The 26152-nt window shown below is 62.1% G+C and carries 21 protein-coding genes; 15 read left to right on the top strand and 6 right to left on the bottom strand.

Features of this window, described 5'->3' with window-relative positions; genetic code table 11:
* Nucleotides 1-57: 57 nt before the first annotated feature.
* On the bottom strand, nucleotides 58-540 hold the full coding sequence (locus tag CKW29_RS00225; protein ID WP_095144082.1) for a DUF934 domain-containing protein: 483 nt from the start codon (nucleotides 538-540) through the stop codon (nucleotides 58-60).
* Nucleotides 537-2210 carry a nitrite/sulfite reductase gene (locus CKW29_RS00220; protein WP_095147647.1) on the bottom strand — a complete coding sequence of 558 codons (1674 nt, stop codon included), beginning with the start codon at nucleotides 2208-2210 and terminating at the stop codon, nucleotides 537-539. Before CKW29_RS00220 ends, CKW29_RS00225 begins: the two co-directional genes overlap by 4 nt.
* Before the next feature lie 263 nt (nucleotides 2211-2473).
* On the opposite strand from CKW29_RS00220, the gene ccoN reads away from it, so the two are divergent.
* Both ccoN and CKW29_RS00205 read left to right on the top strand, forming a co-directional pair.
* The gene (gene ccoN, locus CKW29_RS00210) at nucleotides 2474-3901 is read left to right on the top strand and encodes a cytochrome-c oxidase, cbb3-type subunit I (RefSeq protein WP_095144080.1); all 1428 of its coding nucleotides are present in this window, start codon (nucleotides 2474-2476) and stop codon (nucleotides 3899-3901) included.
* A 57-nt stretch (nucleotides 3902-3958) separates the two neighbouring features.
* Nucleotides 3959-4180: a CcoQ/FixQ family Cbb3-type cytochrome c oxidase assembly chaperone gene (locus tag CKW29_RS00205; protein WP_095147646.1), complete on the top strand. Its 222-nt coding sequence runs from the start codon at nucleotides 3959-3961 to the stop codon at nucleotides 4178-4180.
* A 56-nt stretch (nucleotides 4181-4236) separates the two neighbouring features.
* Here the strand turns inward: CKW29_RS00205 and CKW29_RS00200 are convergent, their stop codons facing one another.
* Both CKW29_RS00200 and CKW29_RS00195 read right to left on the bottom strand, forming a co-directional pair.
* Nucleotides 4237-4731 carry a hypothetical protein gene (locus tag CKW29_RS00200; protein ID WP_095079153.1) on the bottom strand — a complete coding sequence of 165 codons (495 nt, stop codon included), beginning with the start codon at nucleotides 4729-4731 and terminating at the stop codon, nucleotides 4237-4239.
* Nucleotides 4732-4868: 137 nt separating this feature from the next.
* Nucleotides 4869-5390: a GNAT family N-acetyltransferase gene (locus CKW29_RS00195; protein WP_095144078.1), complete on the bottom strand. Its 522-nt coding sequence runs from the start codon at nucleotides 5388-5390 to the stop codon at nucleotides 4869-4871.
* A 218-nt stretch (nucleotides 5391-5608) separates the two neighbouring features.
* Here CKW29_RS00195 and CKW29_RS00190 point away from each other — a divergent pair, with 218 nt between their 5' ends.
* The 3 genes from CKW29_RS00190 to CKW29_RS00180 all read left to right on the top strand — a co-directional run bounded on the left by CKW29_RS00190 (nucleotide 5609) and on the right by CKW29_RS00180 (nucleotide 8026).
* Nucleotides 5609-7042: a PLP-dependent aminotransferase family protein gene (locus tag CKW29_RS00190; RefSeq protein WP_095147645.1), complete on the top strand. Its 1434-nt coding sequence runs from the start codon at nucleotides 5609-5611 to the stop codon at nucleotides 7040-7042.
* A gap of 125 nt (nucleotides 7043-7167) precedes the next feature.
* The gene (locus CKW29_RS00185) at nucleotides 7168-7461 is read left to right on the top strand and encodes a putative quinol monooxygenase (RefSeq protein ID WP_095144076.1); all 294 of its coding nucleotides are present in this window, start codon (nucleotides 7168-7170) and stop codon (nucleotides 7459-7461) included.
* 145 nt (nucleotides 7462-7606) lie between these two features.
* Nucleotides 7607-8026: a cupin domain-containing protein gene (locus CKW29_RS00180; RefSeq protein ID WP_095147644.1), complete on the top strand. Its 420-nt coding sequence runs from the start codon at nucleotides 7607-7609 to the stop codon at nucleotides 8024-8026.
* 124 nt (nucleotides 8027-8150) lie between these two features.
* Here CKW29_RS00180 and CKW29_RS00175 read toward each other — a convergent pair whose 3' ends face one another.
* Together CKW29_RS00175 and CKW29_RS00170 are read right to left on the bottom strand one after the other, a co-directional pair.
* Nucleotides 8151-13022 (bottom strand): NAD-glutamate dehydrogenase, encoded by a 4872-nt coding sequence (locus CKW29_RS00175; RefSeq protein WP_095143581.1) that lies wholly within the window; start codon nucleotides 13020-13022, stop codon nucleotides 8151-8153.
* A gap of 487 nt (nucleotides 13023-13509) precedes the next feature.
* Nucleotides 13510-14994 (bottom strand): hypothetical protein, encoded by a 1485-nt coding sequence (locus tag CKW29_RS00170; protein WP_256584805.1) that lies wholly within the window; start codon nucleotides 14992-14994, stop codon nucleotides 13510-13512.
* Between the two features lie 256 nt (nucleotides 14995-15250).
* On the opposite strand from CKW29_RS00170, the gene CKW29_RS00165 reads away from it, so the two are divergent.
* The 10 genes from CKW29_RS00165 to CKW29_RS00120 all read left to right on the top strand — a co-directional run bounded on the left by CKW29_RS00165 (nucleotide 15251) and on the right by CKW29_RS00120 (nucleotide 26147).
* A complete protein-coding gene (locus tag CKW29_RS00165) occupies nucleotides 15251-15604 on the top strand; it encodes a hypothetical protein (RefSeq protein ID WP_095147642.1) in 354 nt (117 codons plus the stop codon).
* Between the two features lie 76 nt (nucleotides 15605-15680).
* Nucleotides 15681-16391, top strand: a complete 711-nt coding sequence (locus CKW29_RS00160) for a FadR/GntR family transcriptional regulator (RefSeq protein WP_095147641.1) — start codon at nucleotides 15681-15683, stop codon at nucleotides 16389-16391.
* A 116-nt stretch (nucleotides 16392-16507) separates the two neighbouring features.
* Nucleotides 16508-17701 carry an L-2-hydroxyglutarate oxidase gene (gene lhgO, locus CKW29_RS00155; RefSeq protein ID WP_095147640.1) on the top strand — a complete coding sequence of 398 codons (1194 nt, stop codon included), beginning with the start codon at nucleotides 16508-16510 and terminating at the stop codon, nucleotides 17699-17701.
* A gap of 45 nt (nucleotides 17702-17746) precedes the next feature.
* A complete protein-coding gene (locus CKW29_RS00150) occupies nucleotides 17747-19075 on the top strand; it encodes an MFS transporter (protein WP_095143576.1) in 1329 nt (442 codons plus the stop codon).
* A gap of 211 nt (nucleotides 19076-19286) precedes the next feature.
* A complete protein-coding gene (locus CKW29_RS00145) occupies nucleotides 19287-20246 on the top strand; it encodes a MoxR family ATPase (RefSeq protein WP_095147639.1) in 960 nt (319 codons plus the stop codon).
* 5 nt (nucleotides 20247-20251) lie between these two features.
* Nucleotides 20252-21196, top strand: a complete 945-nt coding sequence (locus tag CKW29_RS00140; RefSeq protein ID WP_095147638.1) for a DUF58 domain-containing protein — start codon at nucleotides 20252-20254, stop codon at nucleotides 21194-21196.
* Entirely contained in the window at nucleotides 21193-21687 is a 495-nt protein-coding gene (locus CKW29_RS00135) for a DUF4381 domain-containing protein (RefSeq protein ID WP_095147637.1), read from the top strand. The genes CKW29_RS00140 and CKW29_RS00135 overlap by 4 nt, the downstream gene beginning before the upstream one ends.
* Nucleotides 21680-22756 carry a VWA domain-containing protein gene (locus CKW29_RS00130; protein ID WP_095147636.1) on the top strand — a complete coding sequence of 359 codons (1077 nt, stop codon included), beginning with the start codon at nucleotides 21680-21682 and terminating at the stop codon, nucleotides 22754-22756. The genes CKW29_RS00135 and CKW29_RS00130 overlap by 8 nt, the downstream gene beginning before the upstream one ends.
* Complete coding sequence (locus tag CKW29_RS00125) at nucleotides 22753-24510, top strand: VWA domain-containing protein (RefSeq protein WP_095147635.1); 1758 nt, start codon at nucleotides 22753-22755, stop codon at nucleotides 24508-24510. The genes CKW29_RS00130 and CKW29_RS00125 overlap by 4 nt, the downstream gene beginning before the upstream one ends.
* Nucleotides 24507-26147: a BatD family protein gene (locus tag CKW29_RS00120; RefSeq protein WP_095147634.1), complete on the top strand. Its 1641-nt coding sequence runs from the start codon at nucleotides 24507-24509 to the stop codon at nucleotides 26145-26147. Before CKW29_RS00125 ends, CKW29_RS00120 begins: the two co-directional genes overlap by 4 nt.
* The last annotated feature ends 5 nt before the right edge of the window (nucleotides 26148-26152 follow it).

Genomic DNA, 26152 nt, shown 5'->3' with positions numbered 1-26152 from the left:
TCCACCCGCGCCATTGCGGGTGGACAGCAGGCGATAGGCAGAACCCCACAGGGTATTTCAGCGTCGGCGAAACAACGGCCGAGGCTCGATCACCGAGCGACCATACTGCACGCTCATGCCCGCCAGGCCTTTGAGTGCATCGTCGACGCACTTGTCTTCGCGCACGGCGAACGCATCGAACCCGCACTGACGCATATGGCTGAGCTGGTCACGCAGCACGTCGCCCACCGCCCGCAGCTCCCCCGTCCAGCCCAAACGCGTGCGCAACAGGTACGCCTGACTGTAGGCCCGGCCATCGCGAAAGCTGGGAAACTCCAACGCGATCATGGGCAACCGGGGCAACCAGGGTTCGAGGCTTTCCACCTCGTCATCCGGCCCCAGCCACACGGCATCCGAGGCGCGACGGTGCTCATGCCATAGCGCCAGGGGCCAGATCAACGGCCCGACCGGCCGTTGCGCATCAATGTCCTTGATCAAGGTCCATGGATCATCGTCGACCTTGTGGGCAACGCCATCCAACAGGCGTAGCAGATTGTTCATGCCGCGCCCTCCAGGGTCTTGGGGTAGATGCACTCCTTGAATGGCTCCAGCCCGATACGCTGCACGGTGTCGACAAACCGCTCTTCACTTTCCCGGTAGCGAACAAAGGTCGCGATGATCAGCTCGATCACCCCGGGCACTTCAGCCGCGCTGAACGACGGACCGATCACTTTGCCCAACGCACTGTTTTTGCCCTGGGCACCCCCCAGAGTGATCTGGTACCACTCGCTGCCGTTCTTATCGACCCCGAGAATGCCGATGTTGCCGATGTGGTGGTGACCGCAGGCGTTCATGCAACCGGAGATATTGAGACTGATATCCCCCAGGTCATGCAGGTAGTCGAGGTCGTCGAAACATGCCTGGATGCCTTGGGCAATCGGAATCGACTTGGCGTTGGCCAACGCACAGAAATCACCGCCAGGGCAGGCAATGATGTCGGTCAGCAAGCCGATGTTCGCGCACCCCAACCCGACCTCGCAGGCCAGGCACCACAAAGCGTACAAGTGCGCCTTGGGCACGTCCGGCAGCACGATGTTCTGCTCGTGGGCAATGCGGATCTCACCGAAGCCGAACTGCTCGGACCAGTCGGCCACCGCATCCATCTGCCGGTCAGTGACGTCACCCGGAGGCGCGGACAGGCCGGGCTTGGTCGACAGCACCACACTGGCGTAACCCGGCACTTTATGCGGCTGTACGTTGCGCGCCACCCAGCGCGCGAACGCCGGGTTTTCGGCCAGCCGCGTGCCGAAATCCAGATCAGTGTCCGCCAATCGATCGTAGCTCGGCGGCACGAAGGCGCTGGCGACCCGCTGGTACTCGAGTTCGGTCAACTGTGCCGGGCCGTCCTTGAGGTGTTGCCACTCCTGCTCCACTTCCCTGGCAAAGGCGTCGATCCCCAGGGCCTTCACCAGGATCTTGATCCGTGCCTTGTACTTGTTGTCGCGCCGACCATGACGGTTGTACACCCGCAACACCGCCTCGACGTAGGACAGCAGGTGCTGCCAGGGCAGGCCTTCACGGATCTGCAGGCCGAGGATCGGCGTGCGCCCCAGGCCACCGCCGACGATGACCCGTAGCAGCATCTGCCCGGAGGCATCCGGGTAAAGGTACAGGCCGATGTCATGCATCATGATCGCCGCGCGGTCCTGTACGGCCGAGCAGATGGCGATCTTGAACTTGCGCGGCAGGTACAGGAACTCGGGGTTGATGGTCGACCACTGCCGCAGGATCTCCGCCAGGGGACGCGGGTCGATCAACTCGTCCGCCGCCACCCCGGCAAACGCCTCGGTGGTGATGTTGCGTACACAATTGCCAGAGGTCTGGATCGCATGCATTTCGACTTCGGCCAGGCGCTGGAGAATGTCCGGCACCTGCGCCAGTTCGATCCAGTTGAACTGCAGGTTCTGCCGGGTGGTGAAGTGGCCGTAGCCACGATCGTAATCCCGGCCGATGCTGGCCAGCGTGCGCATCTGCCAGGCATTCAGGGTGCCGTAGGGAATGGCCACCCGCAGCATGTACGCGTGCTTTTGCAGGTACAGGCCGTTCTGCAGGCGCAAGGGCAAAAACTCTTCCTCGCTCAAGGCGCCGGCCATGAACCGTTCGACCTGATCGCGAAACTGCGCAACCCGTTCAAAGACCAGGGCCCGGTCGTAGTCATCGTACTGATACATGTCGCTACCTCATCAGGGTGATCGGGCTCTACGGCTCGTTTCAAGGTGAATGACTATGGATCAGCAGCTCAGGACGTTACAGATTCAGCTAACCACTAAAAAACCAGATCAGACCCCATCCAATTGCCGTAGACATGGGTAATTTCTGATCCGTATTAATGTGCTTTTTCTGAGCCTGTTTTGTTTCCCCGGGTGTTTCTACAGTTCACACCCTGCCAGACCGGGTGGCCTGGCATGACTTTGCAACCGTGGAAGCAATGACCATGAGCACAGCAACAATCGGACAGGCCTATAACTACAAGGTCGTCCGCCAATTCGTCGTGGCAACAGTGGTATGGGGTGTTATCGGGATGGCGATGGGCGTGTGGATCGCCTCGCAGCTGGTGTGGCCGGAGGCGAACCTCGACCTGCCCTGGACCACCTTCGGCCGCTTGCGGCCGCTGCACACCAGCCTGGTGATTTTCGGCTTTGCCGGCAGCGCACAGTTTGCCGCCAGTTACTACGCAGTACAGCGGACCTGCCAGGTACGGCTGTATTCGGACAAGCTGGCGGCGTTCACCTTCTGGGGCTGGCAATCGGTAATCGTCAGCATGTTGATCACCCTGCCGCTGGGCTACACCACCACCAAGGAATACGCCGAGATCGAGTTCACCGGCGCGGTGTGGATGACCGTGGTCTGGGTGGCCTATGCCATCGTGTTCTTCACCACCGTAGTGCAGCGCAAGACCAAACACATCTATGTCGGTAACTGGTTCTTTGGCGCGTTCATCGTGGTCATCGCCATGCTGCACGTGGTCAACCACCTGTCGATCCCGGTGGACTGGTTCAAGTCCTACCCGGTGTATTCCGGGGCCACCGACGCCATGGTCCAGTGGTGGTACGGCCACAACGCCGTGGGCTTCTTCCTGACCACCGGCTTTCTGGGGATGATGTACTACTTCGTGCCCAAGCAGGTCGGCCGCCCGGTGTACTCGTATCGCCTGTCGATCGTGCACTTCTGGGCACTGATCACCCTGTATATCTGGGCCGGCCCCCACCACCTGCACTACACCGCACTGCCGGACTGGGCCCAGTCACTGGGCATGGCCATGTCGCTGATCCTGCTGGCGCCGAGCTGGGGCGGGATGATCAACGGCATGATGACGCTGTCGGGTGCCTGGCATAAGTTGCGCACCGATCCGATCCTGCGCTTCCTGGTGCTGTCCCTGGCGTTCTACGGCATGTCGACCTTCGAAGGCCCGATGATGGCGATCAAGACCGTCAACGCGCTGTCCCACTACACCGACTGGACCATCGGCCACGTCCATGCCGGCGCCCTGGGTTGGGTAGCGATGATCACGTTCGGCGCGACCTACCACATGATCCCGAAGATCTTCGGCCGCGAACAGATGCACAGCGTGCCACTGATCAACCTGCACTTCTGGCTGGCGACCATCGGCACCGTGCTCTACATCGCCTCGATGTGGGTCAACGGCATCACCCAGGGCCTGATGTGGCGCGCCATCAACGACGACGGCACCCTCACCTACTCCTTCGTCGAAGCGCTGCAGGCCAGCCATCCTGGCTTCATCGTGCGGTTTACCGGGGGGGTGTTCTTCCTCGGCGGCATGCTGCTGATGGCCTACAACACCTGGCGCACCGTGCGGGTTGCCGACGCAACGCTGGCCGAGCGCGAAGCGCAGTTTGCCTGATTGCCCCACGACGCAAGCCGCCCCGGCTTGCGTCACTCACCTGAGGGAACGTTGATCATGATGGACGTGATGCTGAATCTGGCGGCGGTGGCGTGCCTGTATCTGTCGGTGGAGTACTGCTTGCGGCATCAATCGCCCGAGAGCCTGGACGATGCCAGCCTGATCCCCTTTGCCGACGACCCCGAAGTGGCGCGGCGCGTGGAGCAGGCCACCGGCAAGACCATCAACGCGGTCGCACCCGAGGTGGCGAAACCGGGCTGGGGCAATGTGGAGGTTTGATGCGCTCCCACAGGGTCAGATGCCCGCCACAAAGTCGGGTGCTGGTCCCAACTACCTCACCCCCGCTCACGCGGAATCAGGCTCTGCAGCTGCTGGGCCAGGAAATTGGCATCAAAGGCAAAGGTGTCCGGGTCTTTCAAACCGTTGGTCTTGCGCCACTGCCACTCGGTCGATGGCGGCAGGCACACCAGTGACACACTGCCATAACGCGCGGCGGTCAGGCCCACCACCGCCAAGGTGATCAACCCGCCGGCGCCCATCACCTCGGGCACGAACTCCACCGGTTTGCCGGCGATCAGAATGCTCAGTTTCTCGGACTTGAAAGCCGAGGTTTCCACCGGCACACTGGCCCCGAACGCGACATAGACCTCCCGGCTCACCTCAAGCAAATTCGGCGTCCTGACCGGTGCCAGCCATTGTTCGATCTGGTCGAACAATTCGCCGATTCGCATGGCCCACACCGCCGACTGGCTTTCAAACACCTGTTTCTTGTGCGCTTCGCTTTCTGCGTAGTGGCGAAGCATTTCACCCAGTTGCTGTACGTCGTCCATTGCGCTGTTCCTCGGACTAACCCGTGTTACGAACACTGAGCATGACAGATGCTCGCGGGCGATGTACGACTAATACCTGCTCGACACCACCGAACTGCACGCCCATGCCGCCGTGGCCTTTGCCTTGGGCGACTGAGTCAGGACGCCTTGGGCGAATGGCGCAAACGTGCCATGCTCAGGGCGTCTACCAGCTGACCGTCACGCACCGCATACTGGCGGAACAGGCCCTCGGTCTCGAAGCCGAACTTGCGATACAGCCCGATCGCCGCGTCGTTGTCCGCATACACCGACAATTCCACCCGTTGCACGTTCATCCAGTTGTCCGCGAGGTCCAGCACCGTGGCCAACAAGCGAGTACCCAAGCCTTTTCCCTGCCACGCCACCGCGACCCCCATGCCGATGTTGGCGCAATGACTGCGCCGAATGCGCGAGAACTGCTCCAGGCCGATGTTGCCGATCACCTGCCCCTGATGCAACGCCACCAGTTGCACCACCCGCTCGTTCCTGGACGCCAGGCGTTCGCGCCAGACCTCGGTGGACTGGTAAGGCGTTTGCAGCACCTGACGAGCAACCGCGGGGTCGTTGTACAGCGTGGTAATGCCCTCGATGTGAGCTTCGCTGAAACGCTCGAGGGTGATGACGGGATCGCAGGTCGACATAGGGAATTCTTCCTTGAAAGCGGTGCTGCGCGGTATCCGTTGCCCGCTGTGATCCAGTGGCCACGTGCAGCCTGGCCTTCGAGGGTAATCGCAATATGCCTGCCTTGGCGAGCGTGGCCTGCTCCCGGGCGTGGGCGTTGATCAGGTGCAGCCCCCCGCCTCTGCGAGTAACCTGTCGTCAGCCGCCTCACCCTCACCACCGCAGGAGCCTCGCGGGTATGGAACTTCACGTTGTGATCAATGGCCGCAAGGACCTCGCAGGCCAGCTGTACCAGCAGCTGCGCAGCGCCATCGAATCGGGCCGCCTGGCCGCCGGCACGCAACTGCCGCCCAGCCGCTTGCTGGCCGAGCAACTGGGGATCTCGCGCAAGACCATCTCCGACACCTATACGCAATTGACCTACGAAAACTACCTGACCGGGATCGTCGGCAAAGGCACCTACGTCAACATCCGGACTTCAGCGCTGGCGCGCAAGCAAAGCCACTCGGAGCTGGCCAGCCGCGAAATCATAGAACGCTGGCGCAACCTGCCGACGTTCCTGCGTCACCCCGCCCCGGACGCTTCATTGCGTTATGACTTCATTGGCGGCGCCACCAGCAAGGGCCTGTTCCCCCGGGACGACTGGCGCCGTTGCACCGCCCATGCACTGCGCCAGGTCGCCAGCGTCATGGGCTTTTACAGTCAGGCCGAAGGTCTCCCGGCCCTGCGCAGTGCCATCGCCCGGCATATCGCGTTTTCTCGCGGGGTGATTTGCCAGGACCAGGACGTGGTGGTGTGCAACGGTGCGCAGCAGGCGCTGGACCTGATTGGCCGGGTGCTGATCCAGCCCGGCAGCCTGGTGGCCATGGAAGACCCCGGCTATCCGCCGGCCCGCCTGCTGTTCGCCTCCCACGGTGCCGAGGTGGTCGGCGTGCCGGTCGATGGCGAAGGCATTGAGGTGGCGTCGATTCCCGAAGGCACCCGGCTGATCTACGTCACGCCCTCGCACCAGTTCCCCTTGGGCATGCCCATGAGCCAGGCTCGACGTGAAGCCTTGCTGGCCAGGGCTCACGCGTTGGGCGCGATTATCATCGAGGATGACTACGACAGCGAGTTCCGCTACGAGGGCCGGCCCACCGACTCCCTGCAGAGCCTGGATCAACACGGGCTCGTGGCTTATGTCGGGACCTTCTCCAAAACCTTGCTGCCCGAGTTGCGGCTGGGTTACGCCATCCTGCCGCCAGCCATCCTCGAGGCGGTCATCCGCGCCAAGCAGTTGACCGACCTGCACACCTCGACCCTGCCGCAATGGGCGTTGGCCAAGTTCATCGACGAAGGCTGCCTGCTCAAGCATATTCGCCGCTGCCACACGGTCTACGCCGGGCGTCGCGAGCGAATCCTGGCGCGGGTTGCCGACGACCTTTCACCCTGGCTTGAGGCCGTGCCGAGCACCGCCGGGTTTCACATGGTGCTGCTGTGCAAGGTGGAGGTGGATGTGTCGCGACTCATTGAGCGAGCGAAAGACGTCGAGGTTGGGCTCTATGGCCTGAGCGAATTCTTTTATCAGCAAGCCCCTCGCGCCGGGCTGTTCATGGGGTTTGGCGCGATCGATACCCTGGACATCGATACCGCCCTGGACCGCCTGCGCGACCTCTTGCAGCAAGTCGCCTGAGGTCTATTGGCATGGGGCTTTTACAGCCAATTGGTCGTTGGCCGCTACCGTATACGGGCCTATCCTGCACGAATGTCACCCCATCCTGAACACGGCCTGTGCGGCTTGAAAAGGGAGCCTGTGCGATGCCCGCGAAAATGATCAACACGGTCCAGGTCCAGGCCGCCCCTGGCTGCTCCGATGAACTGGGCCGGCACTTGCAGCAGATCGTCGACACCTTGCGCCAACTCCCCGATTGCGACACCTACATGGTTGATCGCTGCCCGGAGGATGACAATCGGTGGACCGTCAGTGCCCACTGGCAATCGGAAACCGCCATGCAAACCCACTTCAACTGCCCCGAGGTGCAAGGTTTCATCAGTTTGCTCGACAGTCGACTGGCCAGCAGCATCGACTTCAACAGCTTTCCGATAGTTTGAACGATAACAAGTGCACCCCGGACACTCGCCCGGCGCTCATTGGTCTGCTCAGCTTCGCAACAATTGGCTGTTTGTTGATCCCGGATGCAGGCTTAACGTTAAGCCTGATTCGCACACTTGATCAACACACCCATAGGTGATGAGCATGAGACCGCTACCGTTACTCGCAAGCACCCTGACCGTCCTGAGCCTGCTGGCATCCGCCCCTGTATTGGCCCACGAAGCCGGTGCCCCGTCAGAAAAAGTCACGGTACTGCAGGACGAGATGCTGCAAAACGCACCCGGCAAGAAGGCGCTGATGATCGAAGTCGACTACCTGCCCGGCCAGTCGTCCATCGCCCACAAACATGAGGGCACCGCCATGGCCTACGTGGTCTCGGGGGAGGTTGTTTCCCAGGTCAAGGGCGGCAAGGCCATCACCTACAAGGCAGGCGAATACTGGTACGAACCGGCAGGCTCCGAGCACCTGGTGTCGAAAAATGCCAGCAGCACCCAACCGGCCAAATTGCTGGTGTTCATGGTCCTGTCGCCTGACGAGAAAATACTGATCCCACTGCAGAACTGATCACTGAATCGGCCTGCGTGAGCGGGCCTACCCCACAACGAATGAGGGGGGGGGAACACAGGGAATCACGCAGACAAAAAAGCCCCGCCTCTCTCGAGACGGGGCTTTTTCATTCAACGCTCAATCAGGCAGTGACAGGCACCACCGCTTGACCGCTCAACGCCAGGTCCAGCAGTTCGCGGTTGGCCACCGCGTACATGGCGTAGTCGGTGCCGCTAGCGGCACGGATGTCCACCAGCATTGCGCGCCAGCGCTCGACCATGGCCTGGTTCTGCTCCATCCACAGCGCCAGACGGGTTTCCACGTCCTGTTCACCCTCGCCCATTTGCAGGACCGAAATGGTGATCGCACGCTGCTGCCAGTCGATGTCGTCACGGAACGCTTCACGGGCCAGGGCTTGCCAGTTGTTTTCAACCGTCAAGGCGCTGATCTGTTGCAGGTACCAGGTCAGGTCCAGCGCGCTGCCTACGGCGAAGTAGGCCTTGGCCACGTCGGCTGCGTTCTGGCCGGTCACGTCGGCCGCCTCGATGATTGGCAGCAGGGTGTACAGGTGCGTGGTACCTGCAACCATGCGTGCCAGCAACTCAGGCACGCCAGCGGCGACGTAAGCCTGATAACGGGTCTGCCAGCCTTCACGGGTCGGGCCTTCGAGCAGTTCGTCGAGCTTGAGACCCAGCGCGGCCAGGTGCGGACCGAAGTGGGCGACGTCACGGGCAGCATTCTGCTCGTTGCGACGGCTGCGCAAGAACCAGCGCGTGGCACGACGGCCCAGGCGCATCAGTTCATCCATCAGTTCCAACTGGACATCCGCCGAGACCTGGTAATCCAGAGCCTCGATCTGACGGAACCAGTGCGGGAGGTGGAAGATGTCACGCACGATCACGTACGCACCCGCCACGTTCGCCGGGCTCATGCCGGTGGACTCTTTGAGACGCTGGACGAAGGTGATGCCCATGTGGTTGACCAGATCGTTGGCGATCTGGGTGCTGACGATCTCGCGCTTGAGGCGGTGACGACGCATGGCTTCGGAGAACTTGCTCACCAGCATCGGCGGGAAAGCGGTTTCCATGTCGCGCGTCAGGTAGTCGTCGTCCGGCACCAGGGAGCCCAGCAACTGCTCCTTGAGGTCGATCTTGCTGTAGGAAATCAGCACCGACAGCTCGGCACGGGTCAGGCCATGGCCTGCCGCGACACGCTCGGTGATCGCCTCTTCCGACGGCAGGAACTCGATGGCGCGATCCAGCTTGCCACGGCCTTCCAGGTCGTTCATCAGGCGCTTGTACTCGGCAATCCGCACAAAGGCACGGCGGGCCGCCAGGGACAGGGCCTGGGTCTGCTTGTAGTTGTTGCCGAGCACCAGGCCGCCGACTTCATCGGTCATGCTGCCGAGCAACTGGTTACGTTGCTTCTCGGTCATGTCACCGGCCTGAACCACTTCGTTCAGCAGGATCTTGATGTTCACTTCGTGGTCGGAGCAGTCCACGCCACCGGCGTTGTCGATGAAGTCGGTGTTGGAACCGCCACCATTGAGGCCGAACTCGACGCGACCCAGTTGGGTCATGCCCAGGTTACCGCCCTCGCCCACGACCTTGCAGCGCAGTTCGTTACCGTTGACGCGCAGTGCATCGTTGGCCTTGTCGCCGACATCGGCGTGGCTTTCGCTGCTGGCCTTGACGTAGGTACCGATACCGCCGTTCCACAACAGGTCTACCGGTGCCTTGAGCAAGGCGTTCAGCAGTTCGGTCGGGGTCAGCTTGTCGGCCTGGATGTCGAAGCGCTCTTTCATCTGCGCGGAGATGGCAATGCTCTTCGCGCTACGGGAGAAGATCCCGCCGCCTTCGGACATGATACTGGTGTCGTAGTCCGACCAGGCCGAACGCGGCAGGTCGAACAGGCGCTGACGCTCGGCGAAGCTATTGGCAGGCTCAGGATTCGGGTCGATGAAGATGTGCAGGTGGTTGAAGGCGGCGACCAGTTGCAGCTTGTCGGACATCAGCAAACCGTTACCGAACACGTCACCGGCCATGTCGCCGACGCCGACCACGGTAATGCTGTCTTCCTGGACATTGATGCCGCGCTCGCGGAAGTGACGTTGTACGCCGACCCACGCGCCCTTGGCGGTGATGCCCATTTTCTTGTGGTCGTAACCGGCCGAACCGCCCGAGGCGAACGCGTCACCCAGCCAGAAACCGTAGTCGATGGCGATGCCGTTGGCGATGTCGGAGAAGGTTGCAGTGCCCTTGTCCGCTGCGACCACCAGGTACGGGTCATCGTCGTCATGACGCACGACGTTGGCCGGCGGCACCAGGGCGCCGTCTTTCAGGTTGTCGGTGATGTCCAGCAGGCCCGAAATGAAGATGCGGTAGCAGGCGATGCCCTCGGCCGCGATCTCGTCACGGCTGCCGCCCAGCGGCAGGCGACGGGGCAGGAAGCCGCCCTTGGCGCCCACCGGCACGATGACCGAGTTCTTCACTTGCTGGGCTTTTACCAGGCCCAGGACTTCGGTACGGAAGTCTTCTTCACGGTCGGACCAGCGCAGGCCACCGCGCGCCACGTTGCCGAAGCGCAGGTGCACGCCTTCGACACGCGGCGAGTACACGAAGATTTCAAACTTCGGCACCGGCTTTGGCAGCTCTGGAATGGCGTGCGGGTTGAACTTGAAGCTGAAGTAGGACTTGTTCTGACCGTTGGCGTCGGTCTGGTAGAAGTTGGTCCGCAGGGTAGCCTTGATCAGGTCCAGGTAGCGACGCAGGATACGGTCTTCGTTGAGCACCTGAACGTCGTCCAGGGCAGTCAGAATCGCGTGTTCCAGGCGCTGCTGCTTGTCGTCCAGATCGTCGCTGGTCAGCTTGCGGGCCAGGTAGAAGCGGGTCTTGAACAACCGGGTCAACTCGCGAGCGATGTCGGTGTGGTTGTTCAGGGTGCTGGCGATGTAACCCAGGTCGAAGCCCAGGCGAATCTGCTTCAGGTAACGGGCGTAGGCACGCAGCAGCGCCACGTCGCGCCATGGCAGGCCGGCCGTCAGCACCAGGCGGTTGAACGCATCGTTTTCGGCATCGCCGCGAACGATGTGGACAAAGGCGTCCTGCAGCGTGTCGTTGAGCTGCTGGATGTCCAGGTTCAGGCCTTCGGCGGCGGTGAACGCGAAGTCGTGGATCCAGAACTCGCGGCCGCTGTTGTGACGCAGGCGATACGGGAACTCACCCAGCACGCGCAGGCCGAGGTTTTCCAGGATCGGCAGCACGTCGGACAGCGCCAATGGGGTATCGGCGTGATACAGCTTGCAGTGCAGCAGTTGCTGGCCGGTACTCTGGGCCAGCGGCTGGTAGAAGCTCATGACCAGCGGGTTGGCCTCGGAGAGGCTCAACAGGTGCTGCATGTCGACCACGGCCGAATGCGCGGCGAAGCGCTCGCGGAAACCTGCCGGGAAGCCTTTCGGGAAGTCGGCCAGCACATTGGTGCCGTGGGCTTCGCCGAAGCTTTCGATCACAAGGCTGGCGTAGTCGTCCTGCCAGCTGCGGCAGGCCTGGACCACTTCCTTTTCCAGCAGCAGCGGGTCGATGTCCAGGCGGTTCTTCGGGTCAACCCGCAGAATCAGCTGCACACGAGCCAGTACCGACTCGGAGAAGAAGGTCCAGAACTCGCAATCGGTGGCTTTGAGGCGATCCATCAGCACTTGCTGGATCTTCTGGCGCACCTCGGTGGAGTAGATGTCACGCGGCACATAGGCCAGGCAGTAGCAGAAGCGGCCGTACGGGTCCTTGCGCAGGAACACGCGAATCTTGTTGCGCTCCTGGATCTGCACGATCGACATCACGGTGCTGAACAGTTCGTCCACCGGGGTCTGGAACAGATCGTCACGGGGCAGGACTTCAAGCACCTGCGCCAGTTCCTTGCCCAGGTGAGCCTTGGCCTGGAAGCCGGAACGCTGTTCGATTTCCTCGACCTTGCGGCGGATGTACGGGATGACCCGCACGCTCTCGCCATACACCGACGAGGTGTACAGGCCCATGAAACGGCATTCCTTGATGACGTTGCCGTCGGCATCGATTTCACGGATCGACACGTAGTCAGGGTAAGCCGGACGGTGGACACGGCTTGGGTGCGCGGCCTTGGCGAACGACAACAGGGTCGGTTCGCGCAGGTAGTTCACGGCGTAGTCTTCGATGCGACGGTCGTCATGAGTCAGGCCGGTACGCAACAGCTTGGTCAGGCCCAGGAACGAGTCCTGGTCATAGACGATATGGCCGCCATCGGCTTCATCGCGGACCACGAACTCTTCATAGCCGAGGAAGGTGAAGTGGTTGCCCACCAGCCATTCCAGGAAGCCCTTGATCTCGCCTTTCTGGTCGGCATCGACCGCGAACTGGCTGTTGTCCAGCCCGGTGAGGATTTCCTGGACCTTGGCTTTCATCGGCTCGAAATCGGCGACCGCAACGCGGACTTCACCGAGAACCTGTTCCAGTTCCCGGCTCAACACATTGAGTTCGGCCACGTTGGCGCAGCGGTCGATTTCCAGGTACATCAGCGATTCTTGAAGAATGCCCTCACCCTGGGTGCCTTTAGGCAGGATTTCCAGCAACTCGCCCTTGGCGCCACGACGCACGCTCAGCACGGTGGTCTGCAGGGTATGGATGCTGTAGCCGCGACGGTTCAGCTCGGTACGGACCGAGTCCACGAGGAATGGCAAGTCGTGGTGCAGCACTTCGACCGCGGTGTGGGTCGACTGCCAGCCGTGGCGTTCGTAATCGGGGTTGTATACGCGCACCTGAGGTTGCGCGTGATCAAAGCGCTCAAGCAGGCGCCAGGCGGAAAGCGTGCAGCCGGCGAGGTCGGACAACCGGCGCTGGGTGAGTTCATCAAGAGAAATAATGCCGAAGAATTGTTCAGCGAACAGCGCCACTTGTGGCAGTGCCTGTTCACTGATGTGCTGCGCCAGTGCCGCTTGCAGTTGGTGCTGGAAGTCGGCTTTGCTGGCTGCGGTGAAGAACGCCATCTGTGGTACTCCGCTTGGGCTTGTTATTGATGGAAGCGTCGCGTGCAAAACCCCTTTTCGGGGCAACCCGTCACCCTGTTCCTGATTCTCGGGCAGAGGAAACAGGACGACAGGTGGGTGAAGCTGGACGAGACACTCAGGTCACATTCACCTTCCAAGGATGGGCATCTGCAAAAACGACTGCCGACTTAACAAGCAATGCCTTTACAGGTGTCCATCCGTTGCGCAGCTTAACGAGTGCGGCAAGGCCCGTGCTTGCGATGCTGCGACATATTCGGTCATCGTCACGCAGCTCAAGGGCGGCGCCTCGACTAACACTAGCAGTCGCGGGGAAAAATGGCGGTTCCATGCCGGGAATTGCGGTACTTTCGTACCAAAAAAAACCGATAAGTCAGACACTGTTCGCGGCACATTTTGTGACATTTAGCTCAGTACACAGCAGGCTCACCCAGCCCTCCCGCGCTAACCCCGTCCAGGCAACTTCGCCTCAATCACTCACATCATGAATCGCCTGGAATTGACTCACCGTCCCACAGTCGTAGCACAGCGTATCCAGGGAAACCTTGTCCATCCTGACATCGATGTTGCCGGAGTCGCACTCACGACAGAACACCTCCACAGACGGGGACGTGCCCGCACCGAACCCCGGGGCTGAAAAAAACCGCGGCACCAGCTCTTCGCGCCAGTACACGCCGGGAGATTTCGAAAAGCCGGCCCCGCTATCCTTGAGCACGACGTCGTACAGCAGCCGATGCAAAGCCGATTGTGCAACGCGAGGGTCTCGATAGGCCGACTTTCGCCAGTTGTCGGCGAGTGCACTCTGGGCGGTGCTCAACATATTACCGGGAATGGTGTTGGAGGCATGGTTTCGCCCCTTGGAGTTGCCGGTGGCATAAAAATGCGCTGCATTCTTTACCGCGATCCGGGCGAAGTAGTAAATTTCACTGACCGAGAAGTCTTGCAGTAACTGCCCCACAACCGATTCGGCACGATTCTCGGCGCCAAACACAAAGTTGACTTCACTGGCCAGCACACGGATATAGGCCAAGGACTCCTCTCGGGCCAGATTAAACATCAAGTTATACAACTCGCTCTTCCAGGCTGGCTGGACACGCCCCGACAATTCCTGATAAAGCGCTCGATACAGCGCATCACGTGTACTGCACTGGCCCGCTTCAAGCGCGACATTGGGCAGCCAGCGCACCGCCAGGAAATTACGGATCCTGCAGCCTGCCGCGCGTTCAAAGGCGTGGATGTCCGATTCAGGATCAACCCGCAACACCCCGGCCTCGTGAAACTTCTTCAACAGGTCTTCACTGATTACCTCGCTGGGCGCCAAGGCTTCGTTGCGCGTCAAGGCATCCAGCGGCGCGATACTGTCCGTGCCGGGCTTACCTGCGTCGAGTACCGCCAGCAGCGTCAGTTTCTGGACGAAACTCAGGGTGGCGTAAGGCACGGGTTCACGGCAAACGCCGTACTGTCTGACCAGTTCATCGCGGTCACGCTGTGCCTGGGCAGACAGCGCCTGTTGCCTGACCTTGTAACAGGTCGTGCAACTACAGGCCATGTGTCGACTGTATGGCCCGTGAGGGTAAACCCGGTGTTCACAGCGCACACACTGGAACGGCGGACGCAGGGACTCAGGTGTTCCCCGCGCATGCCTTTTGACCCACATCGGCAGGTCACAGTAAGGACACTTGAGTTCTTTGCTGAGCAACGGCGGCAACACTTTCAGCAAACTTCTCACCGCCCCCGGTATTTTGTATTCGGCAATCAGGTGACTGGTTTTTTCCCCCGCCAGATAACGCTGATAAAGGACCTCGATTTCCGGCTCGGACAGATGTTTTACTTCACCCAGCGGTTCAAAATACTCGTTCATCAACCTAACTCCCTCTTCACTCATCGTTCGTTGCATTCCGTTGCATTCGGGACGACAACATAAGTTACAAACAGAGGAAAAAACAATAAACAACCCGATTTATTCTTATTATTCCTACGTCCAATAAACGCCCTACAAAACCATAGGAAAGTTCATCACAAGATTCACACTTTAACTTAAGGAAACGTCCTACTCAATTAACACGGCTGATATTCGGACAACGCCCGATTCATTGGGCACATAAGAAAAATATCGGGTGCCCACCCAACACAACCCAGCAAAAAAACACCGGGACTGGCAAAATCGCCCTTTGCCTGCCCACACCGCGCCCCGCGCCAGGACTGTTCACATGCAACTGACCACCGCCCACCTGATCGCCAACCCGTGCGATGACGAAGAAGACAACCTGGCCATGCTGTGCTGCCACAGCAATCAGGGCGACATGTTCCTGATGACCCGCTACCCGGACGAGGACGAGCTGGAAATCACCCTCGATGGCGAGCCCTCCACGCTCGACGGCGTCAAGGTCACCCTGAGCCCTACCCGCCTGCTGATCGAAATCGCTGCGGCAGACGCCGATGCGCTCAACGGCGACGACCACCTGGAAATCCTCCACAGCACGGCGCAAGCCGATTTGGCCGAGGTCGAAGAAACCCTGCAGAACATCCTCAAGGGCACCGGCACCTACATCAGCGAACTGTGAGCCGACGGCTGATTTCTTGACAAGAAATCAGCACAAAGGCATTGTCTGACAACCTGACTTGCGAGCCATCCCTCTCATGCTTCAACTTCAGCGCCCCGACTCCCTGGTCGAACGGGTAGTCAACGCCATCCGTGAAGAAATCGATTCCGGCCGCCTGACCGCCGAATCGCGACTGCCCACCGAGCAGCAACTGACCGAACAGTTGAACGTCAGCCGTTCGGTGGTACGCGAGGCCGTGGCGCAACTCAAGGCCGATGGCATCCTGATCAGCCGCCGGGGGCTTGGCTCGTACATTTCCCAGAACCCCAATGGCACGGTGTTTCGCTTTCCCAGCAAGAAGGGACGTAAGCCGGATCTGGTACAGATGTTCGAAATGCGCCTGTGGACCGAGACCCAGGCCGCGTCCATCGCCGCCCAGCGCCGTGACGAGGCCGACTTGTTGCGCATGCGCACCGCGCTGCAAGAGATGCACGACAAGCGCAGCGACTTTGCCGCCGCCGCCCTGGCCGATGTCGAGTTCCACCGCGCCATCGCCGACGCCAGCAAGAATGACTACTTCGTCGCTTTCCACGACTTTCTGCGCGGGCAATTGGCCGAGGCGCGACGCACCGCCTGGGAAAACTCCGCGGCGCATTCGGTCGGCGGCTCCGCCGATGCCGGTCGTGAACACCAAGCCCTGTACGAAGCGATCGCCGCCGGTGACCGGACCCAAGCCGCGGCCTGTGCCGAGGCGCATCTACGCGCTGCGGCCAAGCGCTTGAACATAGACCTGCCCAGCATCGACTGAAACACCCTGAACCCGCTGTACCCGGGGCGCTGCGCGGCAGCGTCTTTCGTTTGAATGACTTTGTCTGACAACCTGATAAGCAGACTCTCTGACAAGAAAGCCAAGGTGACACCTGCATGATCTATGACTATTGCATCATCGGCGGCGGTATCGTCGGCCTCGCCACCGCCATGGCACTCCTCGAGCGTCAGCCTGACGCCTCGTTGCTGATCCTGGAAAAGGAAACCAGCCTGGCCCGGCACCAGACCGGGCACAACAGTGGTGTGATCCACGCCGGCATCTACTACGCCCCAGGCAGTCTCAAGGCTGAGCTGTGCAAGCGTGGCGCCCAGGCGACCAAAGCGTTCTGCACCGAGCACCAGATCAAGTTCGACGTCTGTGGCAAGTTGCTGGTGGCATCCAACCCACTGGAAGTCGAGCGCATGCACGCGCTGTACGAGCGCTCGCAGCAGAACGGGCTGAAAGTCGAGCGCCTGGATGCCGCCGAACTGCAACGCCGTGAGCCGAACATCGTCGGTCTGGGCGGGCTGTTTCTCGATGCCACCGGGATTGTCGACTACAAGGAGGTCTGTCAGGCCATGGCTCGGGTGATCGAGGCCGCGGGCGGCGAGATCTGCCTGCAGACCACCGTCACCGCCATTCGCGAATCCGCCGACAACGTAACCATCAGCAGCCAGGACAAGGTCTGGCAGGCCCGGCAACTGGTGGCCTGTGCAGGCCTGCAATCCGATCGCCTGGCGACGCTGGCCGGGGTCAGGATCGATCACCAGATCATCCCGTTTCGCGGCGAGTATTACCGCCTGCCCGCCTCCAGGAACGCCATCGTCAACCACCTGATCTACCCAATTCCCGACCCGGAGTTGCCCTTCCTGGGCGTACACCTGACGCGGATGATCGACGGCAGCGTCACGGTCGGGCCGAACGCCGTGCTGGGACTGGGCCGGGAGAACTACCGCAAGTTCTCGATCAACTGGCGTGACGTGGCCGAGTACACCCGCTTCCCGGGGTTCTGGAAAACCCTCTGGAACAACCTCGGTTCCGGCACCACGGAAATGAAGAATTCGCTGTTCAAACGCGGCTATCTGGAACAGTGCCGCAAGTATTGCCCATCACTGGAAGTCGAGGACCTGCTGCCCTACGAAGCCGGTATCCGGGCCCAGGCGGTCATGCGCGACGGCACCCTGGTGCACGATTTCCTGTTCGCCGAAACCCCACGCATGGTGCATGTCTGCAATGCCCCTTCCCCGGCCGCGACCTCGGCCATCCCCATCGGCCAGATGATTGCCGAGAAGATTCTCAACGCCCGCTGAACCCTGCTTCAACAATAACTACAAAGACCAAGAAGGAAATCACCGATGTCGGTACATCAAGCGGCCCCGACCGCCCATGAAACCCCGGAACAAAAGCGCAAGCGGCTGCGCAAGGTAGCTGCTGCCACCATCTTCGGCTCGATGCTGGAGTGGTATGACTTCTATCTGTACGCCACCATGGCGGCGATCGTGTTCTCGAAGATCTTCTTCGATCCCGGCAACCCCAAGGTGGCTGCATTGCTGGCCTTCTCCACCTTCGCCATCGGTTTCATCGCCCGTCCTTTCGGCGGCATTCTGTTCGGCTACCTGGGCGACCGCTTCGGGCGCAAACAGGTGCTGGTCATCACGTTCTGCATGATGGGGGTGTGCACCACCCTGATCGGCCTGATTCCCAGCTATGCCTCGATCGGCATCTGGGCACCGATCATCCTGGTGCTGGTGCGGATCATTCAGGGCCTGGGCGCGGGTGCCGAACTGTCCGGGGCCGCTGTCACCTCGTATGAGCATGCCAGCGAAGGCAAGCGCGGCAGCCAGGGTGCCTGGCCGGCACTGGGCCTGAACCTGGGGCTGTTGCTGTCGTCGCTGACCGTCTACCTGCTGACCATGAACGGCAACGAGTTCCTGCTTTCCGGCGGCTGGCGCATCCCGTTCATCTGCAGCATCGTGCTGGTGGGGGTGGGTCTTTGGGTACGTCGCAGCATTCCGGAAACCCCGCAGTTCAAGGAACTCGACGAAAGCGCGGCCAAGGCGCAGGTCTCGCCGCTCACGTTGCTGTTCAGGAATGACCTCAAGGGCCTGATGGTGGTGCTCTTCGTGGCCATCGGCTACAACGCCCTGAGCTACATTTTCAAGACGTTCTCCCTGGCTTACCTGACCCAGTTCAAGGGCGTCGAAGCCCACGTCACCTCGCTATCGGTAACCATTGCCAGCCTGGTGGCGATCATCGCCGTGCCGCTTTTCGGCTGGCTCTGCGACAAATGGAGCAGCAAGAAGGTGCTGATGCTGGGCGGGTTGTGCTCAGTGCTGTTCGCCTATCCCTTCCTGGCCCTGCTCAATACCGGCGAACCGATGATGATCTACCTGGCGATCGCGGTGGGCACCGGGATCCTCGCGCCCATGATGTTCGCCCCCCAGGGCTCTTTCCTCAGCCGCCAGTTCCCGACCCAGACCCGCTCCTCGGGCTTCGGCACCGGCCGCGAGATCGGCACCGCCATTGCCGGTGGCCTGGCACCGCTGGGCGGCCTGGCGCTGGTCGCCAACTCGGCGACCCACTCCACCGACGGCGTGGCGGTGATTCTGGTGGTTGCTGGCGTACTGGTCGTAGTCTTTGCCCTGTTTGACCAGGGACGCAAGCACTCCAGCTTCAAGAACTGACCCGCCTGTCCTGCCCTTGTCCTGCCGCCCAGTGCAGCGACAAGGGCACGCCTGTTTCCTGCACACGCGCAGGTTTGCGCACAAATACCGGTTATTTGCAGATTTTTCCAAGGTGCCGTTAGTCGCCAGGGGGCCGGATAGATTAAAGTATCAGCCCCCGCCCGGGCGCTTTCAGCAAGCGTCCCCGGCCTTCTTCCAGGAACATTCAACGATGGAACACCGTGAGGCGCTTCTGGCGCTGCGATCCTTTCTTTCAACGCAGATTCTCGGCCAGGAAAAACTCATCGAGCGCTTGCTCATTGCCCTGCTTGCCGACGGCCACATGCTGGTCGAGGGCGCACCGGGCCTGGCCAAGACCAAGGCCATCAAAGAGCTTGCCGAAGGGATCGAGGCGCAGTTCCATCGTATCCAGTTCACCCCCGACCTGTTGCCCGCCGACATCACCGGCACGGAAATCTATCGCCCTGAAACCGGCAGCTTCGTGTTCCAGCAAGGACCGATCTTCCATAACCTGGTGCTGGCCGACGAAATCAACCGGGCACCAGCCAAGGTTCAGTCGGCCTTGCTCGAGGCCATGGGCGAGCGGCAAGTCAGTGTCGGGCGCAGCACCTATGAGCTGTCGCCGCTGTTCCTGGTGATGGCCACGCAGAACCCCATCGAGCAGGAAGGCACCTATCCGCTGCCCGAAGCCCAGCTTGACCGGTTCCTGATGCACGTGAAAATCGGCTTCCCCGATGCCGCCGTCGAACGCCGGATTCTGCAGCAAGCCCGCGGCGAAGCACTGAACGGCGAAGCCAAGCCTGAGCGTCGGGTGACCCAGCAAACGATCTTCGCCGCCCGCAAGGAAATCCTCGGACTGTACATGGCCGATGCCGTGGAGGAATACCTGGTGCAACTGGTGATGGCCACGCGCACGCCCGGCAAATTCGACCCGGAAATGTCCGAGTGGATCGCCTACGGCGCCAGCCCACGGGGCTCCATTGCCCTGGATCGCTGCGCCCGCGCCCACGCCTGGCTGGCCGGCCGTGACTTCGTCAGCCCGGAAGACATTCAGGCGGTGCTCTTTGACGTGCTGCGCCACCGGATCATTCTGTCGTTCGAAGCCGAGGCCGCCGGTATCGACCAGGACCGCGTGGTCCAGCGGATTCTCGACGTCGTAGCCGTCGCTTGACGCCGATGACCACAGCCTCCGCGCCCGAACCGGGCATCCGCGTCAGCCTGTCGGAGCTGATCGAGATGCGCCATCGCGTGCGCGAAGTGCAGCTGTTTTCCACGCCAAGCCAGCGCAGCCCGCTGATTGGCCTGCACCACTCCAAGCTGCGCGGACGTGGTGTGGACTTCGACCAGGTCCGGGTCTACCAGGCCGGCGACGACGTGCGCACCATCGACTGGCGCGTCACCGCACGCACCCAGGAACCCCACACCAAACTGTTCCACGAAGAGCGCGAGCGACCGATCTTCATCATGGTCGAGCAGAGCCGGCGCTTGTTCTTTGGCTCGGGGCTGATGTTCAAGTCGGTCCTGGCCGCGCAAGCCGCGAGCCTGATCGGCTGGGCGGCCCTGGGCCATAACGACCGGGTCGGCGGGCTGGTATACGGCGACAACGAGCACTACGAAATCAAGCCTCGGCGCAGCAAGCAAAGCCTGCTGCAGTTGCTCAACCGCCTGGTGCGCGTCAACCAGTCGCTCAGCACCGAAGGTGAGCCCGCCAGCGATGACCTGGGCATGGCCCTGCGGCGTGCCCGTGAAGTACTGCGCCCCGGCAGCCTGGTCATCGTGATCTGCGACGAGCGAGCCCTGTCGGACGGGGCCGAGCAGCAGCTGAGCCTGTTGTCGCGCCATTGCGACCTGCTGTTGCTGCCCTTGTCCGACCCGCTGGACCACGCCCTGCCTGCTGCCGGCCTGCTGCGCTTTGCCGAGCGCGGCGCCCAGCTAGAACTCGACACGTTGAACTTCGAGTTGCGCCAAAGCTATCGCGCCCAGGCCGAAGCCCGCATCGCCCGCTGGGAGCTACTGGCGCAGAAACTGCGGGTCCTGTTGATGCCCCTAAGCACCCAGAGCGAAATGGTCGAACAACTGCGCGAATACCTGAACCCGCAACGTCCGGGGAAAAGCCAATGAGCGACCTTGCGCAACTGCAACCGTTGATGACACCGCCGCCGATCCCCTTCTGGCCTCCCGCGCCCGGCTGGTGGCTGCTGTTGATCCTGTTGCCCGCGCTCGGGTACGGCCTGTGGAAGCTGCGCCATTTACTTCCCGTCAAACGCAACGTCGTGCGCGCCGAGATCCCGCTGGACCCATTGCGTGTAGCGGCACTGGCCGAGTTGGCGCAAATGCCCAAGCCCTATGACGGCGCACCGGCGGGCGCCTGGCTGCAGCAGCTCAACGGGCTGCTCAAGCGCCTGTGCCGCAATGACTACCCCTATAGCCAGAGCCATACCCTCAACGGGCGCAAATGGCTGGCCTTTCTCGACAACCGTTGCCCGGCCGCCGGCCTGACCCGCTGGATGATTCTGGTGGAGGGCGCCTACAAGCCCGAATGCAAACTGGATGACAAGGCCATCGCCGGCTTGACCCAGGCTGTCGACACCTGGATTCGCAAACATGTTTGAGTTCGCCTGGCCGTGGATCTTCGCCCTGCTGCCGCTGCCGTGGTTGATGCGCCTTGTGCTGCCGGCCGCCGACAGCGGCGAGCCCTCGCTCAAGGTCAGCTTCCTGAGCGACCTCGAAGGCCTGGCCCGGCGTCGCGCCCGGGCCAATCTGCCGACCTGGCGTCAACAAGCGCCGTTCATCCTGCTCTGGTTACTGTTGCTGACCGCCACCGCTCGCCCGCAATGGCTGGGCGAGCCGCTGCCGATCGCCGCCAGCGGACGCGACTTGCTGGTGGCTGTCGATGTCTCGGGTTCCATGGACTTTCCCGACATGCACTGGCAAGGCGAAGAGGTCAGTCGCCTGGCGCTGGTCCAGCACCTGCTGGGGGATTTTCTGGAGCAACGCGATGGCGACCGGATCGGCCTGATCCTGTTCGGCAGCCAGGCTTATCTGCAGGCACCCTTGACCTTCGACCGCCGCACCGTGCGGGTCTGGCTCGACGAAGCGCGGATCGGCATCGCCGGCAAGAACACCGCCATCGGTGATGCCATCGGTCTGGCGCTCAAACGCCTGCGTCAGCGTCCGGCCCAGAGTCGCGTGTTGATCCTGGTCACGGACGGCGCCAACAACGGCGGCGAAATCGACCCGCTCACGGCGGCGCGGCTGGCCGCTGAAGAAGGCGTGAAGATCTACCCCATTGGCATTGGCGCCGACCCGGAAGAAGCCGGCACCTTGGGTTTCCTGGGCGTCAACCCGAGCCTGGACCTCGACGAACCCACACTCAAGGCGATTGCCGAGGTCACCGGTGGGCGCTACTTCCGCGCCCGTGACGCGGCGGAGCTGGAAGCGATCAGGCAAACCCTCGATCAACTGGAACCGGTGAACCAGCAACCGACCCAGGCCCGCCCGGCCCAGGCACTGTACAGCTGGCCGCTGGCCGCGGCGTTACTGATGAGCCTGTTGCTGGTGATCCGCGAGCGCTGGCCGGATAACCCGCTGCAACGGTTTTTCACCAAGGAGCATTTCCTGCAACAGCACCCTGACTGGCGCCAGCGGCTCCAGCGCCTGCGTCTGCGGAGGCGTCGATGATCGAGCTCTGGCCACACTGGTTCCGTCCCTGGTGGCTGCTGCTGTTGCCCGTGCTCGGCTGGTTGCTGTGGCAACTGTGGCATCGACAGAAGCGCGCGGGCCGCTGGCAGATGATCCTGCCACCGGCCTTCCATGCCGCCCTGCTCAGTGGCGGCAACGGCCGCGAAAGCAAGTTGCCGTGGATTGCCTTGGGCCTGGCCTGGGTGCTGGCGGTAGTGGCCTTGCTGGGACCCAGCTGGCAACGGCTCGAGCAGGCCGCACAGAAACCCGCCGACCCGTTGGTGGTGCTGCTGGAACTGACCCCGCAAATGCTCGCCACCGATGTGGTGCCCACACGCCTTGAACAGGCGCGACGCAAGCTGCTCGACCTGTTGCAGTACCGCAGCGATGCACAAACGGCAATCGTGGTCTACTCAGGCAGCGCCCACACCCTGGTGCCACTGTCGGATGACCTGAGCACCAGCCGTAACCTGCTTGAGGCGCTCAAGCCATCGATCATGCCCGAAACCGGTCATCGCGCCGATCTGGCCGTGGCCAAGGCGCTGACACTGTTGGAACGCGGCGCCCTTGGCCAGGGGCGGATCCTGCTGATCGGCTCATCCCTGGGCGAACAGGAACGCCTGGGCATTCGCCAGGCCTTGCGTGGCCGGGCACCGCAGTGGCTGATGCTCGGGATCGGCACCGCTCAAGGCGCACCGGTCACCGCCGAAGACGGCAGCTTTCTGAAGGACGAACAGGGTGCGATTCTGGTGCCTCGCCTCGACAGCCCGGGCCTCAAAGCCTTTGCCAATGAACTGGATGGACGTTACCGGCAAGCGCGAGTGGACGACAGCGACCTGCGCGGCCTGGGCCTGCTGGATGCGCCCCACAGCCTGCGCGAGGATGGCCAGACCTTGCGCCTGGACACCTGGGCCGACCAGGGTTACTGGTTGTTACTGCCGCTGTTGCTGCTGACAGCCTGCGCCGGGCGACGGGGCTGGTTGCTGTGTTTGCCGCTGCTGTTGCTGCTGCCACAACCGAGCTACGCCTTTGGCTTCAATGATCTCTGGTTGCGCCCGGACCAACAGGGCCTGCACCTGCTCAAGCAACAACAGCCCGCCGAAGCCGCCAGGCACTTTCAGGACCCGCAATGGCAAGGTGTGGCGCTCTATGAAGCCGGTGAGTACGCCGCGGCCGCCGAGCGCTTCGCCCAGGGCAACGACGCTCGTGCGCACTACAATCGCGGCAACGCACTGGCCAGGAGCGGTGAGCTGGAAGCGGCACTGGATGCCTACGAGCAAGCCCTGGAGCAGCAACCAGACCTGCGCCCGGCCCTGACCAACAAGGCGCTGGTGCAAGCCCTGATCAAACAAAGCGCACCGGTGCCTCCAGAGGGGCCAGAGAGTTCCATGGATGAGCAACCGGCACAGTCAGAATCGACGCCGCCACCTGGCGCTGCAAGCGAGCCGGCGCCGGGTGTCGAGCAACAGTCCGCCGCGCCAACCCCGCCCTCCTCCGACACCGCCGAGGGCGAGGCCGCGGCGATCACCGACAAGCCGCCGCAACCGGGCGATAATGAAGTGCCGGGCAGCGAACTGGGGGACGAACAAACCACCACGCCGCCTCTGCGCAGTGCCGACGCCAACTTCAACGGCGAACACCGCGAGGCCCTTGAACAATGGCTGCGAAAAATCCCGGATGAACCGGGTGAACTGCTCAGGCGCAAGTTCTGGTACGAACAGCAACAACATCAGGATCAGGGAAAAACTCGATGACCCGCTTCACCGCACTACTGCTCGGCCTGTTGCTCTGGCCCTTGGGCGCCCAGGCTACCGGGTTAGTTGCCAGCGTCGATCGCAGCCGCCTGAGCTCCGGAGAAACGGTCGAACTGACCCTGGAATCCAGCGACGTCACCCAGTTCGGCAAACCCGACCTGAGCGCCCTTGAGCCCCAGTTCGAGGTGCGTGGCACCCGGCAGGTCAACCAACTCAATACCCTCAATGGCGAAAACCACGCCACCACCCGCTGGATCATCACCCTGCTGCCCAGACAGAATGGCACCGTGGTGATTGCGCCGCTGCGACTGGGCGAGTTCACCAGCGAGCCCATCGAACTGCAGGTGCTGCCAAGCCAGACCCAGGACATGCCCGACAAGCTGGCACCGGTGTTCATCGAATCCAGCCTTGATCAGGACGCCGTGTACGTGCAGGCACAGGCGATCCTCACCCTGCGTATCTACCACTCAGTGTCGCTGTACGATGACAGCAGCGTCACACCCTTGCAGATTCCCGATGCCCGCATCGAACAACTGGGCGAATCGCGGACCTATGAAAAGGTCATCAACGACCTGCGTCATGGCGTGATCGAATTACGCTACGGGATTTACCCGCAACACAGTGGCGAGCTCACCATTCCGGAACAGATTTTCAGCGCCACCCTGGTCGATGCCCAACCCGCCCAGGACGCCACGGGCCAAGGCCCGAAGTCGGGCAAGCTGATGCGCGTGAGCTCCAGCGAAACGACGTTGACGGTCAAGGCCAAACCCATTGAGTACCCGCTGGATACACCTTGGCTCCCGGCCCGCAGCCTCAGCCTTGGCGAAAGCTGGAACCCGGAACCCGATCACAGCCAGGTCGGCGATTCACTGACACGCAGCCTGACCCTCAAGGTCGAAGGCCTGGCCAGCTCGCAACTTCCACCCTTGCCGGCGACTGACGTCAGCGGCTTGCGGCGTTATCCCGACCAGCCTCAACTGAGCAATCAGACCAGCGACCGTGGACTGATCGGCAGCCGTGAGGACCGCGAAGCGCTGGTGCCGACCCACAGCGGCGCAATCGATTTGCCTGCCGTGGAAGTGGTCTGGTGGAACACCCTTGAGGACCGTCTGGAACGCAGCAGCTTGCCGCCACGCACCCTGAACATCGTCAATAATCCCAGCCTGATGGTCGACACGCCGGCAGGCAACGCTCCGGTCTCGCCCTCCGTCGACGCCGAGACGCTGTGGTATTGGAAACTCAGCACCCTGGTTCTCGCCTGCACCACCCTGCTCGGCTTCGGCCTGTGGTGGCGTGCGCGCTGGCAACCGGCGATTCTGCGCGCAGCCCAGACCGGTCCCAGCCCGCGCACCCTGCTCGACGATCTCAAGCGTGCCAGCCAGGCCAACGACCCACAGGCCACCCGCCAGGCACTGGATGCCTGGGCCCGCCAGCAGCCGGAAACCCTGGCCGACATGGCGGCGCGCTTCGTGCCGCTGTCCGATGCCCTGGACGGCCTGAACGGCGCGCTCTACAGCGAAACCGGACAGTCCTGGCAAGGCGAAGACCTGTGGCGCGCCATACGCGCCATCCCGGCCTCCGAACGGGTCCAGGCCCCCGTCGGCGACAGCAGCCTGCCGCCGCTGTACCCCAAGTAACCCCG

The sequence above is a fragment of the Pseudomonas sp. Irchel s3a18 genome (assembly GCF_900187535.1).
Lineage (GTDB): Bacteria > Pseudomonadota > Gammaproteobacteria > Pseudomonadales > Pseudomonadaceae > Aquipseudomonas.
Note: the sequence above shows the minus strand (reverse complement) of the source record. Positions and strands in the feature narration are given on the sequence as shown.

Bases quoted from the DNA above. Each gene is read 5' to 3' on its own strand.
- CKW29_RS00225 (WP_095144082.1), bottom strand. From the start codon at position 540: ATGAACAATCTGCTACGCCTGTTGGATGGCGTTGCCCACAAGGTCGAC.
- CKW29_RS00220 (WP_095147647.1), bottom strand. From the start codon at position 2,210: ATGTATCAGTACGATGACTACGACCGGGCCCTGGTCTTTGAACGGGTT.
- ccoN (WP_095144080.1), top strand. From the start codon at position 2,474: ATGAGCACAGCAACAATCGGACAGGCCTATAACTACAAGGTCGTCCGC.
- CKW29_RS00205 (WP_095147646.1), top strand. From the start codon at position 3,959: ATGATGGACGTGATGCTGAATCTGGCGGCGGTGGCGTGCCTGTATCTG.
- CKW29_RS00200 (WP_095079153.1), bottom strand. From the start codon at position 4,731: ATGGACGACGTACAGCAACTGGGTGAAATGCTTCGCCACTACGCAGAA.
- CKW29_RS00195 (WP_095144078.1), bottom strand. From the start codon at position 5,390: ATGTCGACCTGCGATCCCGTCATCACCCTCGAGCGTTTCAGCGAAGCT.
- CKW29_RS00190 (WP_095147645.1), top strand. From the start codon at position 5,609: ATGGAACTTCACGTTGTGATCAATGGCCGCAAGGACCTCGCAGGCCAG.
- CKW29_RS00185 (WP_095144076.1), top strand. From the start codon at position 7,168: ATGCCCGCGAAAATGATCAACACGGTCCAGGTCCAGGCCGCCCCTGGC.
- CKW29_RS00180 (WP_095147644.1), top strand. From the start codon at position 7,607: ATGAGACCGCTACCGTTACTCGCAAGCACCCTGACCGTCCTGAGCCTG.
- CKW29_RS00175 (WP_095143581.1), bottom strand. From the start codon at position 13,022: ATGGCGTTCTTCACCGCAGCCAGCAAAGCCGACTTCCAGCACCAACTG.
- CKW29_RS00165 (WP_095147642.1), top strand. From the start codon at position 15,251: ATGCAACTGACCACCGCCCACCTGATCGCCAACCCGTGCGATGACGAA.
- CKW29_RS00160 (WP_095147641.1), top strand. From the start codon at position 15,681: ATGCTTCAACTTCAGCGCCCCGACTCCCTGGTCGAACGGGTAGTCAAC.
- lhgO (WP_095147640.1), top strand. From the start codon at position 16,508: ATGATCTATGACTATTGCATCATCGGCGGCGGTATCGTCGGCCTCGCC.
- CKW29_RS00150 (WP_095143576.1), top strand. From the start codon at position 17,747: ATGTCGGTACATCAAGCGGCCCCGACCGCCCATGAAACCCCGGAACAA.
- CKW29_RS00145 (WP_095147639.1), top strand. From the start codon at position 19,287: ATGGAACACCGTGAGGCGCTTCTGGCGCTGCGATCCTTTCTTTCAACG.
- CKW29_RS00140 (WP_095147638.1), top strand. From the start codon at position 20,252: ATGACCACAGCCTCCGCGCCCGAACCGGGCATCCGCGTCAGCCTGTCG.
- CKW29_RS00135 (WP_095147637.1), top strand. From the start codon at position 21,193: ATGAGCGACCTTGCGCAACTGCAACCGTTGATGACACCGCCGCCGATC.
- CKW29_RS00130 (WP_095147636.1), top strand. From the start codon at position 21,680: ATGTTTGAGTTCGCCTGGCCGTGGATCTTCGCCCTGCTGCCGCTGCCG.
- CKW29_RS00125 (WP_095147635.1), top strand. From the start codon at position 22,753: ATGATCGAGCTCTGGCCACACTGGTTCCGTCCCTGGTGGCTGCTGCTG.
- CKW29_RS00120 (WP_095147634.1), top strand. From the start codon at position 24,507: ATGACCCGCTTCACCGCACTACTGCTCGGCCTGTTGCTCTGGCCCTTG.